This is a genomic window from Paenibacillus sp. GCM10023250 (genome assembly GCF_042653205.1).
GTDB lineage: Bacteria > Bacillota > Bacilli > Paenibacillales > Paenibacillaceae > Paenibacillus_Z.
Window position 1 is genome coordinate 42,145 of record NZ_JBHSHY010000011.1, and the last position, 12,644, is coordinate 54,788.

Genomic DNA, 12,644 nt, shown 5'->3' on the forward strand with positions numbered 1-12,644 from the left:
TTCCTTCCTACTTGACGTTCAATTTCATCCGGTTGCTCAGCCACTCGACGCTGAACACCATGGCGAAGATGACAAGCGCCGCGAACAGCGTCTTGTCGAACTCGTACATCCGCATCGCGTTGGCGATCTCGAAGCCGATCCCGCCCGCGCCGACCGCGCCGAGAATCGTCGACTCGCCGATGTCGATCTCGAGCCGGAACACGCTCCACGCCACGAACGAGCTCATGACGTTCGGCAGGATGCCCTGCGCGATGACCTGCAGCCGGCCGGCGCCCGTCGCTTCCAGCGCTTCGATGGCGCCGGGGTTCACTTCCTCGATCGATTGCGCGAACATCTTCACCAGCATGCCGACCGCGTGCGTCGCGATGGCCAGGATGCCCGGCAGCGGCCCCATGCCGACGGCGACGATGTACAGCAGCGCCCAGACGAGCGTGGGAATCGCCCGGACGAGCGAAGCCAGTCCCTTGACCGCCCACGCGGTGTGCGGGGAGACGTTGGCCGCGGCCAGGAAAGACAGGAAGAACGCGATCACGATGGCGACGGCCGTGCCGACGATGGCGATTTCGAGCGATTCCAGCGCGGCCTTCAGCACGTACGTCCATTCCGCGGGGTTCGGCGGAAGCATCTCGATGAGCATCGAGAAGAGCTTGCCCGTGCCGTGCGACAACAGCGAATAGTCGAAATTCATCTTGACGAGACAGAAGACGAAGAAGGCGGCGCCGAAGATCGCCGCGCCCGTCAGCACGGGGTCGCGCCGCCGCTTGGGCGGCTCGCCGAACGCGCCTGCGGGCTGCCGGGCCTCCTCGCGGCCCAGCAGCTTCGAGCCTGTCGCGTATTCCGGGTTCATAGGATCCTCTCCCTGATTTTACTGGTCACGAATTCCGTGCCCGCCACGAGCAGCAGCACCAGGATGACCGCCAGGCTTACTTCCTTGAACTGAAACAGCTTCAGTCCTTTCTGAATGACGAAGCCGAGCCCGCCTCCGCCGACCATGCCGATGATCGTCGACGACCGGACGTTCAGCTCCAGCTTGTACAGCGACCAGGCGACGAAGCCGGGGAAGAACTGCGGGATGACCGCCTGCCCCAGCACCTGGAAGTACGACGCGCCCGTCGCGCGCACCGCCTCCACCTGGCCCATGTCGATTTCCTCCAAAATTTCCGCGTACGCCCGCGTCAGCGTGCCGATCGCCGTGATGATGAGCGCCAGCGTGCCGACCAGCGTGCCGAGGCCGTAAGCGGCGACGAGCACGATCGCCCAGATGATCGTCGGGATGTTGCGCATGACGGAGGCGAAGGCGCGCGTCGCGACCTGCACCCCGCGATGAGGCGCGGTCGTCTGCGCCGCGAGGAACGCCAGCACGACGGACACGAGCGCACCGACCACCATGCCGATATAGCTCATGTAGATCGTGTCGAGCGCGGGGCCGAGCAGCTCGTTCAGCGTCGAGAGGTCGGGCGGCAGGAAGTCGTTCACGACGAACTTGAACATATCGCCGACGCCCTGAAACACGGTGTACGGCGTAAACCCGGTGCGCGCGGACGAGACGATGACGAGCGCGAGCGCCAGCGCGGCGCCGAGCAGCGTCTGCAGCCGCTTCTGCCGCCTAAGCTCCAGCAAGCGCTTCTCCACCCTGCTCCCTCCCATCCGGCGCGGCGCCGTAGATCCGGTGAATCACGTCTTCCGTCAGCTCCCCGGGCAGGCCGTCGAAGACGACCTCGCCCTTATGGATGCCGATGATGCGCGTCGCGTAATCGCGGGCCATCGCGACCTGGTGCAGGTTGACGATGCACGTGATGCCGTCCGCGCGGCAGATGTCGCTCAGGTGTTCCATGATCGCCCGCGACGTGACCGGGTCGAGGCTCGCGATCGGCTCGTCGGCCAGGATAAGCTCCGGCTGCTGCGACAGCGCCCGGGCGATGCCGACCCGCTGCTGCTGGCCGCCGGACAGTTCGTCGGCCCGCTTGTACATCTGCTGCGACAGGCCGAGCCGGTGCAGGATGCGCTTCGCGTCCTCGACGTCCTTGCGGGAGAAGAGGCCGAGCGAGCCGCTGAACGCGTTCATGTAGCCGAGCCGGCCGTGCAGGACGTTGCGCAGCACCGACACGCGCTGAATCAGGTTATAATGCTGGAATATCATGCCCGTCCGGCGCCGCAGCTGGCGCACCTGCCGGCGCGAGGCGCCGGCCGCGTCGATCTCCTGGAAGCGGATCTCGCCGCCGCTCGGCCTGACGAGCCGGTTGATGCAGCGCAGCAGCGTGCTCTTGCCCGCGCCGCTCGGCCCGATGACGGCCACGAACTCGCCGCGCCGGACGGAGAAGCTGACGTCCTTCAGCGCCGGCGTGCCGTCCGCGTACACTTTGCTCAGGCCGTGGATTTCCAATAACGAAGCCATTCTCGCAACCCGCCCTTCCTTATTTCAGCAGTTCCTCGGGGCTCATGTTCAGCGCTTTGGCCGTGTCTTTGACGACTTGATAATCGGCGTCGGTGACCGGGAAATAATGCGTCATGCTGCCTTTCGCATCCTTGAAGAATTCCGGGTTCTGCTTGTCGTAGTTGAAGACGAAGTCCTTGATCTTCTCCACGAGGCCGGCCGGCAGGTCGCCGCGGTACGCCAGCGGGGAGCCCGGGATCGGGTCGGACGTGCCGATGACTTTATAGTCCGATTCCTTCACGAGGCCCGCATCGACGACGCGCTTGATGCACGAATCGCAGACGCCGGCGCCATCGGCTTGCCCTTTGGCGATCGCGAGGATCGACTTGTCATGGCCGCCGGAGAACGAGACGTTGGAGAAGTACGAATCGACCTGGTCGTTCGTGATGCCGAGCTCCTTGATCATCATCATGCGGGGGAACAGGTGGCCGGACGTCGACGCCGGATCGGCGAACAGGAACGTCTTGCCTTTCAGGTCCGCGATCGACTTGGCCGGCGAATTCGCGGGCACGACGATCAGGCTGTGGTAGAACGCAGCTTCTTTGCTGGCCGCCTTGACCGCGAACGGCACGGCGCCGCTGCGCTGGGCGGCGATGATGTACGAGAACGGCCCGAAGCTCGCGATGTCGATCTTCTTCGTGCGCATCGCTTCGATCACGGCGGTGTAGTCTTCGCCGACGTACAGCTCCGTCTTGATGCCGAGCGCTTTGCCCAGGTCGTCGACGAACTGCTGGTTGCCGCGCGACAGCTTGCCTTCTTCCTCGCCCGGCAGCACGCCGAAACGAATGACCTCCGGCCAATCCTTCTTGTCGCCCCCCGAAGCGCCGTTCGTCGCGGCGGCGTTCGCCGGCTTATCGGCCGCGTCTTTGGACGCGTTACCGGACGCGTTTGCGCCGTTCCCGCTGCCTTGCGCCGCGTTCGCCGTTTGATTGCCGTTGCCGCAGCCCGCCGTAAACACGATGACCATAATCGACAGAATAGTCAGAATACTGAACCAATGACGCTGTCTCATTGCTTGCGTGCACCTCCGTAATTTTAGGAAACGTCTGCTTCGGCTCGAACCGGCGCGACCGGCTGCTCAAGCCTCGAATTGAATCGATACTTTGCACAGGTCGCCCCGGTATTTGGCCGACGTCAGCTCTACCCGGCGGCCGTGCTGGTCGCGCATGACGCTTTCGATGTGCAGAATGCTCGTGTTCGGGGAGATTTGCAGCATGCTCGCTTCCGCCAAGGTCGGATTGCCCGAGCGGAACGCGGACTGCATGCGGTATAGCCGCATGTCGTAATGCTGCTCGAGCAGCGCGTACAGCGACGTCATCCGCTCGACGGTGTCCAGCAGCTCGGGAAAATACAGCCCCGGCAGCCAAGTCTCGTTCCAGGACAGCGGCACGTCGTCCGCCAGCCGCAATATTTGCAGCCGGTACACCGGGTCGCCCTCCGCCAGCCCGAGCGCGTCCGCGATGTCCCGCGGCGCGGCCAGACGGTCGCGGCTGAGCAGCTTCGCTTCGGGTCGGCGGCCGAGCCTGCGGATGACGTCGGAGAAGCGCATCGCCGGCGTGATCGTGTACTGGATGTCGAGCGGCTTCTCGCACAGGAAGTAGCCCTTCCCTTGATGCGGCCGCAGAACGCCGGTAAGCACGAGCAAATCGAGCGACTGGCGGATCGTGTAGCGGTTGGCGCGGAAGCGCCGGCCGAGCACCTGCTCCGACGGCATGCGGCCGTCCTCGCTGTAGAGGCCTTCCCGGATTTCCGCGAGCAGCTTGTCCGCGATGATGTGGTATTCGGGTATCTGCGGCGTCTTGGCGAATCGTTGCATGTTGGCGTTGTACCTCCTTCATGGATCGGCTTGCTGCCTAGAAGCTAACTTGTCGACATCAGACGAATGTTAACTTGGCTTATCGGTTTTATGAATGTTCTGCCAATCCAGTCTAGATCACGTCATAGTTGGCAATAAATCGCTCCACATCGTTGAAATCGGCAAACCGCTCCTCCAGCTGCTCCCGCGTCCAGTCCCACCAGGCGATGCGCTCGATGCGCGCCGCCGTCTCCTGCGGAAACCGCTCGCGGATCGGCTTGGCCGGCACGCCCGCGACGATGCAGTAGGGAGGCACGTCCTTCGTCACGACCGCGCCGGACCCGATCACCGCGCCGTTGCCGATCGTGACGCCGGGCATGATCGTCGCCCCGTGTCCGATCCAGACGTCGTGGCCGATGGTCACCGGATGCGCGCGCCGCCAGTCGAAGAACGCCGCGTCGTCCGTCTCTCCGAAGCCGTAAGCGACCCGGCGGTACGTCGCATGGTGCAGGGTGACGCGCCACATCGGGTGATTGCCCGGATTTATGCATACATGCGAAGCGATACTTCCCGATGGTCGCATAGTGGATGATCGCTTCGTCGACGCAGTAGCTGTAATCGTCCATCGTGCTTTCCAGGATGCGGCTTCTCGCGCCGACGGCCGTCCATTCGCCCAGCCGGCTGCGCTGCACGACCGCCGTCTCGTCGATGTTCGGCTCCCGGTTCAATTGCCCGCGCCGCCGCGATTCTTGATGGACATCCGTTAACGCCATGCTTGTTTCTCTCCTTCCATATGATTCTAGTTCAAGCTTATCTTGTCGATGTGTAGCGCGGGTTAAGGTTTGTTTAAGTTCGTGTAATGCCCGTGAAAAGTCTTACCGCTCCGCGGAGCGGCCGTAAAGGCCGGAAACGCCTTGCCGCCGGGGGACGCGGCGGACGGAACGCCAAAAAACGCGGCCGTTTACGTTTTCGTAAACGGCCGCGTTTTGGGCGGTTTGACGCCGGGTCGGGCGGCGGCACACGGGCGCCGCTCGGGCGCAGGGCCGAGCGCGGCGTGAACGCTGCGGCCCCGGCAATGCTATTCCTTCAGCCGGTAGCTCACGAATGCCAGCTTGCGGCTGTCCGGCGACCACGAGTTGACGTTGATCGTTCCCTGCCCGCCGAAGAGCGCCGCCAGCGTCCGATACGCGCCGCCCTCGCTCGGCATGATCCGAAGATCGACCTGCTTATTCGCCGGGTGGTCGTTCGGCGCGACGTCGCCTTTGCGGTAGACGAGATAGGCGACGGTTCGGCCGTCCGGCGACACGTGCGGGAACCAGGCGTTGCTCTCGTCGAACGTCATCTGCGTCTGCTCGCTGCCGTCCGGGTTCATGCGCCATACCTGCATCAGCCCGCTGCGCGTCGAATTGAACCAAATATGCCGGCCGTCCGGGGAGTACTCCGGCCCGTCGTCCAGCCCCGGAGTATCGGTCAGCTGCGTCTCGACGCCGCCTTCCGCCGGAATCGTATAGATGTCGTACTGCCCGTTCCGCTCGGCGCAGTACGCGAGCGTGCTGCCGTCCGGCGACCAGCCGTGCAGATAGCTCGGCGCCATCGGCGTGATCAGCGCCGGCCGTCCGCCGGCGAGCGGCAGGACATAGATGCGTGACTGGCCGTCCTCCCGCGTGTGATGGCTCACCGCGACCTTCGCGTTGTCCGGCGAGAGCACGTGGTCGTTGTTGCAGCGGTTCGCGAAGCCCGAATCGATGACGGAAGACTCGCGCGTCGCCAGGTCGAACGCGTGAAGCAGGCCGCCGCTATTATAGATGAGCCGCGCGCCGTCGCGCGTCCAGTTCGGCGCCTCGATCAGCTCGTCGAATTCGGCGAGCGTCGTCCGTTCGCCGGTCTCCGCGTCGATCGTCTCCAATAGGCTGACGACGCCGCGGTCATCCGGCCGGGATAGTTCTCGTATCGTGTCCATGCGTTCCCCTTCCTCTTGGCGGGAGAAGATTCGCGCAAGCGCTCTCATGCGCATACCGGCGCGCGCGGCCTGCGCGGTCCCGCCCGTACTGCCCATTATGCGCGTTTCCGGACAAGGTGGCAATGGCCGAGGGGGCACGCGCGCTCACGCCTGCAGGAAATTGCCCCAATTCGTGTCCAGCACTTCCGCCTCGTGCATGCTGATCTGAAACTGCAGCTTGCTCAGCTGCTGCCGGCCGATGTTGCCCTGCCGGTATTCTTCCTGCAGCGCTTCCCGCTCCGCCTGCAGCGAGAGCATCCGCAGCGTCTGCACCTGCTCCTCATGGATCTCCCCCTGATCCGGCGCGGCGAGCTTGTTGTTCAGCATGTTGATCATTTGGCGGTAATGGCCGCACACGCGGTTGACGGTGGAATCCTCGCACGTCTCGTTGACCTGCAGCTTATCCAGGGCGTACGCCGCGGTCGCGATGCGCAGCCGGATGAACGATCTGCGGTCGACCGCCTTCAGGCTGTCGTACAAGCGCCGCCTGGCCGGCTGGATCGCCGTCAGCACCTTGTTCACGAGCGCGTACAGCAGCAAGTAGAAGATATGGAACCGGTTCGAGACGACGAGCTCGATCCGCCGGAAAATGCTTTGCAGCACGACCGCTTCCTCCGGCTCGATCTCCCCCTTCTCCCGCAGCAGCTGCACGCACCGGCGTTCTTCGGCGATGCCGAGCTGACGCAGGAAAAGCTCCTCCGCGCGCGCCTTGCGGGACAGCATCTCGTACGAGGTCCGCTTGATGTCCGACAGCCGCTGGTCGTTGTCCGCGATCACGATCGCCGCCGAATGCGTATTGACGTCGTCGATGGCGAGGCGCACGGCTTGGTTCGCCGCCTTGATCGCGGCGATCTGCGCCCGGAGCTCCTTCTCGCGGGCGTTCGACGCTTCATTCTTCGGCGACGACTCCGCCAGCAGCGGCAGCACGATGCTGGCGATGAGGAGCGAGACCAAGATGACGCCGGCGGCCAGGAAGATCATCAGATCGCGCTGCGGGAACGGCTCGCCGTTGCCGACCATGAACGGAATCGTGAACGCGCCCGCCAGCGTGATCGCGCCGCGGATGCCGGACAGCGACGTCAGCCCGATTCCCCGCCAGTCGTAGCTTCGGCTGGCGCCGGGCTTGGTCAGCCGCTCCGACACGGCGAGCCAGAGGAAGCGCAGCGCGATGAGCAGCAGGTAGATGGCGAGCACGTACCCGACGACTTTGAAGTTGTCATACGCCCGGTTGCTGAAGATGCTGGTCGCGATGGACGGGAGCTGCAAGCCGAGCAGCACGAACACGAGCCCGTTCATGATGAAGAGAATAATATTCCATGTGATCTCCGACACGAACTTCTGCTCGATCGTCGTAAAGCCGGAGCGGTCCTGCTCGATCGCGTGCAGAATGCCGCCGGCGACGGCCGCCAGGATGCCGGATACGCCCATGTGCTCCGCGGTGTAAAACAGAATGAACGGTGTGACGATCTGGATGAGCACGTGCACGGACGCGTCCTCGATGCCGAACCGGCGCAGCGCCATCCGTCCCCATATGATCGCGAGCGCCAGCACGGCGCCGACCAGCAGACCGCCGACGGCGATGACGACGAAGCTCCACGACGCCTGCCAGATCGAAAATACGCCCGTGACCGCGGCGCCGATGGCGAACTTGAACGCGACGAGGCCGGAAGCGTCGTTCATGAGCGACTCGCCCTCGAGCACCCGGTGAATGTTCGCCGGCAGCTTGACGCGCGAGGCGATGGCGGAGACGGCGACCGCGTCCGTCGGCGACAGGATCGCGGCCAGCGCGAACGCCGCCGACAGCGGGATGGCCGGAATCAGCGCGTGAATGAAATACCCGCCTGCGATGACGGTCAAGAGCACGAGTCCGACGGCCAGCAGCATGATCGGCAGCCTGAGCGCCCACAGCTCGTCCCGCGGCGTCCGCCGGCCGTCGTTGAACAGCAGCGGCGCGATGAACAGCAGGAAGAACAGCTCCGGCTCCAAGGAGACGTGGATATGCCACGGCAGATAGACCACCAGCGCCCCGAGGGCGATCTGAATGACCGGCAGCGGAATGAATGGCAGCGACCGCTGCGCGACCTGGGAGACGGCGAGCAGCAGCAGCAGGACGAGGACAATTTCGAATAATTCCATGGGTTATTCACTCCGGCATTCATTATGATTTCGCGGGTGCCAGCCTCTTCCAGACGGCCCGCCCCGTCTTCAGGATACCCCGTTCGCGGCCGCTCAAAACTCGCTTGCCGCGTTCGGGATCCCGACCGGTCGCAAAGGCAGGCTCCCCGGGAACAGGGCCGCACTTCCAAAAGCATACGCCAGCGGCGGCACCGCCGCAAGCAGCAGCGCGATGCGGGCAATGGAATCGCGGGCAGGCCGCGCCGGTGCCGGCTTCATCCTGTAACGGCAAAAAGCCGCCCGCAGTCAAGGGCGGCTCGCCGCATTCTTGCGCTAGAACGCGCTTTGAAGCTAGAACACGATTATGAGCTAGAACGCGCGATGAAACAAAACGGCTTCCCGCAAATGAGGCTCGCTCCCGGTCCGCCGGGCCGGGCGCCTGCGGATGCGCGCTCATCCGATATAGACGACCGCTCCGTCCCGCCCGAACGCGGCCGGCAGCTCCTCCGCCAAGCGGCCGGCGCGCGCTTGCAGCAGGGCCAGGCGGTCGCCGTCCAAGGCGCGCTCCGCCCACGCCCGCAGACGCTCGAGCTCGCCGAGCACCTCGGGCACGTCCGCCTTCGTCACCTCGACTCCCGTCGCGAAGAGCGGCACCCACCGCAGCCCGAGCTCCTCCGCGGCGGGCTCCCAGCACGCTTCGAAGAACGCCTCGGTCGCGACCGGCACGTGGAACAGCCGCTCGGCGTCGCTGCCCGGCTCGGGTATGAAAGCACTGATCGACATTACGGTTTCCCCCTAAACAAGACTTGAAAGGTATGGTCCGGAAATTCGGCCCGGAGCGCGTTCAGGCTGTTCTCGACCGCGCTTCGCAGCGCCGGCGTGTCGCCGTCCAGCCGGAAGACGAAATGTTTGATGGACCGGATTTGCTCCAGCGAAGGCACGTCCGGCGTGCCGTGCGCCGTCGCCCGGGTTCCGGCCGCCTTGGAGGCCAGATTGTGGATCCGGGTACGCGTCTTCGCGAGAATCTGCTTGTCGGCGAATTGCTGCGGCGTCTGCGTCGGCAGACCGGTACGCGGGTTGACGATATCGAGTCCGCGGGCCGTCTTGTCTTCGTAGAAAATGCCGCGCTCCGCGTCGATCTCGTCGAACTCTCCGATCGGATTGCCCCGCTGGTCGACAATTTCGACCTCGCGGTAGCCGTTCCCTGCCGCCGGCGCGCCGTCGTCGTCCCGATCGCCGTCCTTCTCCTTGCCGGCGTCCGGCTCGCCGCCGCGGTCCGGATGCGGTCCGACGTCCTCCCGCGGCGGCTTGCCCTCCGGCATCCCCGGCTCTTCCTTCCGGCCGAGCCGCCCGAGCTTCTTCAGCAGCCGCTCGAGCGGGCCGCGGGCCTTCTTCCCCAGCCATTCCGCCGCCCTGCCGAACGGCAGCCGGCTGAGCACGATCGCGGCGACCGCGGCGATCGCGTTCTCCGGCGTCAGCAGCCGCTTCGGATCGCGGATATCCGCGGCGATTTCGTGTCCGCTGCCCGCGATGCCGGGGATCGTCAGCGCGAGGCCGAGCGCCGGCCAAAATTCCAGGAACAGCAGCCCGAGCGCCAGCGCCCCGACGATGATGGCGCCTTTCTCCAGCCCGCTCAGCCGGTCCCACCAATTCTGAAGCGAATCGAACATGCAGGCGAAGCAGGCATCGCCCGAAGGAACGGCCGCGTGCAGCTGCGCCCACGCGGCGAAGCCGGCGGCGGCGCCGGCCGCCAGCAGCACGGCGCCGAGCCCCGCGGCGGCCCGGTACAGCCGTTTCGTCCGTTCGCGGACGGCGTCCTCCCGGCCGAGCGCCTCGGCGTTGCCGTACAGCAGCAGATAAGCCAGCTCCCGCCGCTGCCGGTAGAAACCCATCCGGTAGGCGAACGAGCCGCGGTTCCGGAACAACGCTTCGGCCATGCCCCACAGCTCGGAAAACGGATTGAGGACGGGCAGCTCGCCCGGCAGCAGGGGCAGCTTGCGCCGGACGAGATTGACGGCCCAATAATCGTAACAGACGGCGGCGGCCAGCAGGAGCAGGAACGCCGGCCGCGTCGCATAGCCGCTGCCCGTCCGCGCATGGACGGTCATGACCCAATCGGGCAGGCTGCCCTGCCCGTTGTAGGCGGCATGGTCGAGAATCGCCCAGAGCAGCAGCAGGGCCGGCAGCAGGCAGAGCCACCGCCTGCGCTTGGCGCCGAACCGGACGGCGGCGCCGGCGCCGAGGGCGACCATCGCCGTATGCACGGAATGGCTGACCGTCATGAGCGACGGGAGGAAGCTCTCCTCGAAGCGCCCCGGGAACAGCGCGAAGAAGTCCCAGTGGATCGTCTCCCCGCCGAGCATCGTGTAGCTGTAGCCATATAGATCGGAGAGCTTGCCGGAATTCGTCCAGCGCCGCGACAGCTCCTCGGCCAGCTGGAAGCCCGCGCCCGAAGCGGCGCCGGCGAGCGCGTAATCGCACAGGCTCAGCGCGGACGCGCGCCGCGAGAACAGGAGCAGCGCGCCGAGCGGCAGCAGCTTCCACGCTTCCTCGACGATCGGGGTCAGCACGGCCTGCGACCACGTATCGCGCGTCTGCCCGCCGGCCAGCGCGTGAACCGCGTTCACCGTGAACGCGGTGAACGGCACGACCGCGAGCGCGCCGGCCATGACGAAGAGGGCGGTTTGCCGCCAGGTGAGCGTCTTGCCGCGGCACAGCGCCCAAAACTGCAGGACGACGTAAAACGACCATAAGTACTGCACCAGCATCGTCCGCGATTCCTTCATGAAGACGAGGCTGAGCACGAGCGCCGCCAGCGACAGCCAAGAACACAGCGCATAAGCCGCGCGAAGGGCCGGATAGCGCGCGATAAGCGCTTTCAACGCGCGGAAGGCGGACTCTCCCGCGTCCCGGATACCGGTGCGGATTTGCCATATCGTATTCGCGATTTCGGGTTCCCTCCCCGTTCGGTGTCAGGCGCTGCGGGCGGCGGCGATCTAGACACCAGCCGAGCCAAGCGAGGGAGCCGAAGCGCCCGCACGCGCAAATATATCTTCTTACCCCGGAGAGCGCCCGGCGAAAAGGCGTAACGGAAAAATAAGCCCCCGCTCCCGGGCCGGGAGGAGGGCTTGGCGCGGCACGCGCGGCTGCGGCGGGACTTACGGCGCAAGCAGCTCCGCCTGCGGTCGCGCCGGCCGAGCGAACGAGTCGAACCGCGGCGCCGGATCGATTCGCGGCGGAGCCGCCCGGCGCCCGGCGGCGGCGATTGACAGACTGCGGCGGGACCGCCCGGCGCCCGGCGGCGGCGATAGGCAAACTGCGGCGGCACCGCCTGGCGTAACGTCCCGGCAGACCGCGGCAAGCCGGACCGACGGCCGCTCCGGCGGCTGCGCCTCCTTAGCCGCTTACGCCCGTCCCCGCTCGCGGTTCCGGTATTCGGACGGCGTGCACCGGAACACCGCGCGGAACCGGTTGCAGAAGTAGCTGAAATTGTCGAAGCCGACCTCGAGCGCCGCCTCGCTGACCGACAGGTTCCGGTCCTCCAGCAGCGACGCCGCGATCCGGATGCGCAGCGCGTTAACGTATTCGACGGGCGTCTGGCGCATGAACGATTTGAACACGCGCGAGAAGTGGCCTTCGCTCATCCCCGCCTCCGCGGCCAGCTCGCGCACGGTCAGCTTCCGGGCGTAATGCGCGTCGACGTACGTGAGCACCGCCTTCAGCCGCTCCTGCGTCTGCGCATCGAGCGGCGAGCGGGACGGCCCCTCCGCGAAGGCGCCGCGGGACACGTACTCGGCGAAGAGCTGGTACAGCCCGCCCTTCAGCCGCAGCGCTTTCGCGGGATCGTCCGCGTCCTCCAGGTCGAGCAGCGGGACGAGGTGGCGAAATAGCGCCGGCGCCAGACCGGGCACGGCGCCCGCGAAGGGCACCGGCACCCCGCGCCCGCCGCGGATCGGCTCGAGCAGCCGCTGCGCGGCAGCGTCCCCGGGGCTCGCCAGCCAGTCCGGGCGGAACACGATCGCCCCGTACGAGCAGGCCGCGCCGCCGCGCGCATAGCCGCCGTGCAGCTCGCCGCCCGGAATGTACAGCACGTCGCCCGCCGTTGCATGATAAGCGGTCAAGCCGATTTGAAACACCGCCTCCCCGCTCTCGACCGCCAGAAACTCCGCTTCCTCGTGCCAATGCGCGTCCAGGATCGGCTCGCCGGCCGCCCTCGCCATCCGATAGACGCCGACGGGAACGCCGGGACTGCCGTGACGGCGGTCTTCCCGCAAATGCCGCATATCCATGCCATCGCCGCC

The 12,644-nt window shown here is 66.0% G+C and carries 10 protein-coding genes and 1 pseudogene; all 11 read right to left on the reverse strand.

The window, feature by feature from the left end; all coding sequences use genetic code 11:
* Positions 1-7: 7 nt before the first annotated feature.
* The 11 genes and pseudogenes from phnE (ACFPB1_RS11310) to ACFPB1_RS11360 all read right to left on the reverse strand — a co-directional run bounded on the left by phnE (ACFPB1_RS11310) (position 8) and on the right by ACFPB1_RS11360 (position 12,632).
* Complete coding sequence (gene phnE, locus ACFPB1_RS11310) at positions 8-847, reverse strand: phosphonate ABC transporter, permease protein PhnE (protein WP_379225151.1); 840 nt, start codon at positions 845-847, stop codon at positions 8-10.
* A complete protein-coding gene (phnE, locus tag ACFPB1_RS11315) occupies positions 844-1,632 on the reverse strand; it encodes a phosphonate ABC transporter, permease protein PhnE (protein WP_379225153.1) in 789 nt (262 codons plus the stop codon). The genes phnE (ACFPB1_RS11310) and phnE (ACFPB1_RS11315) overlap by 4 nt, the downstream gene beginning before the upstream one ends.
* A complete protein-coding gene (phnC, locus tag ACFPB1_RS11320) occupies positions 1,607-2,395 on the reverse strand; it encodes a phosphonate ABC transporter ATP-binding protein (RefSeq protein WP_379225155.1) in 789 nt (262 codons plus the stop codon). Before phnC ends, phnE (ACFPB1_RS11315) begins: the two co-directional genes overlap by 26 nt.
* A gap of 19 nt (positions 2,396-2,414) precedes the next feature.
* Positions 2,415-3,446 (reverse strand): phosphonate ABC transporter substrate-binding protein, encoded by a 1,032-nt coding sequence (phnD, locus tag ACFPB1_RS11325; protein WP_379225157.1) that lies wholly within the window; start codon positions 3,444-3,446, stop codon positions 2,415-2,417.
* A 66-nt stretch (positions 3,447-3,512) separates the two neighbouring features.
* Positions 3,513-4,250, reverse strand: coding sequence for a GntR family transcriptional regulator (locus ACFPB1_RS11330; RefSeq protein WP_379225159.1), 738 nt, complete (start codon positions 4,248-4,250; stop codon positions 3,513-3,515).
* Between the two features lie 172 nt (positions 4,251-4,422).
* Positions 4,423-4,812: pseudogene (locus tag ACFPB1_RS11335) on the reverse strand (DapH/DapD/GlmU-related protein); the annotation flags it as partial.
* Positions 4,813-5,307: 495 nt separating this feature from the next.
* On the reverse strand, positions 5,308-6,189 hold the full coding sequence (locus ACFPB1_RS11340) for a TolB family protein (protein WP_379225161.1): 882 nt from the start codon (positions 6,187-6,189) through the stop codon (positions 5,308-5,310).
* A 144-nt stretch (positions 6,190-6,333) separates the two neighbouring features.
* Positions 6,334-8,364, reverse strand: a complete 2,031-nt coding sequence (locus ACFPB1_RS11345) for a Na+/H+ antiporter (protein ID WP_379225164.1) — start codon at positions 8,362-8,364, stop codon at positions 6,334-6,336.
* A gap of 432 nt (positions 8,365-8,796) precedes the next feature.
* Positions 8,797-9,126, reverse strand: coding sequence for a hypothetical protein (locus ACFPB1_RS11350; RefSeq protein WP_379225166.1), 330 nt, complete (start codon positions 9,124-9,126; stop codon positions 8,797-8,799).
* Positions 9,126-11,225 carry a PrsW family glutamic-type intramembrane protease gene (locus ACFPB1_RS11355; protein WP_379225168.1) on the reverse strand — a complete coding sequence of 700 codons (2,100 nt, stop codon included), beginning with the start codon at positions 11,223-11,225 and terminating at the stop codon, positions 9,126-9,128. Before ACFPB1_RS11355 ends, ACFPB1_RS11350 begins: the two co-directional genes overlap by 1 nt.
* 522 nt (positions 11,226-11,747) lie before the next feature.
* On the reverse strand, positions 11,748-12,632 hold the full coding sequence (locus tag ACFPB1_RS11360; RefSeq protein WP_379225170.1) for an AraC family transcriptional regulator: 885 nt from the start codon (positions 12,630-12,632) through the stop codon (positions 11,748-11,750).
* Positions 12,633-12,644: the final 12 nt, after the last annotated feature.

Coding starts and splice junctions, on each gene's coding strand:
- phnE (WP_379225151.1), bottom strand. CDS start 847: ATGAACCCGGAATACGCGACAGGCTCGAAGCTGCTGGGCCGCGAGGAG.
- phnC (WP_379225155.1), bottom strand. CDS start 2,395: ATGGCTTCGTTATTGGAAATCCACGGCCTGAGCAAAGTGTACGCGGAC.
- phnD (WP_379225157.1), bottom strand. CDS start 3,446: ATGAGACAGCGTCATTGGTTCAGTATTCTGACTATTCTGTCGATTATG.
- ACFPB1_RS11330 (WP_379225159.1), bottom strand. CDS start 4,250: ATGCAACGATTCGCCAAGACGCCGCAGATACCCGAATACCACATCATC.
- ACFPB1_RS11340 (WP_379225161.1), bottom strand. CDS start 6,189: ATGGACACGATACGAGAACTATCCCGGCCGGATGACCGCGGCGTCGTC.
- ACFPB1_RS11345 (WP_379225164.1), bottom strand. CDS start 8,364: ATGGAATTATTCGAAATTGTCCTCGTCCTGCTGCTGCTGCTCGCCGTC.
- ACFPB1_RS11350 (WP_379225166.1), bottom strand. CDS start 9,126: ATGTCGATCAGTGCTTTCATACCCGAGCCGGGCAGCGACGCCGAGCGG.
- ACFPB1_RS11360 (WP_379225170.1), bottom strand. CDS start 12,632: ATGGATATGCGGCATTTGCGGGAAGACCGCCGTCACGGCAGTCCCGGC.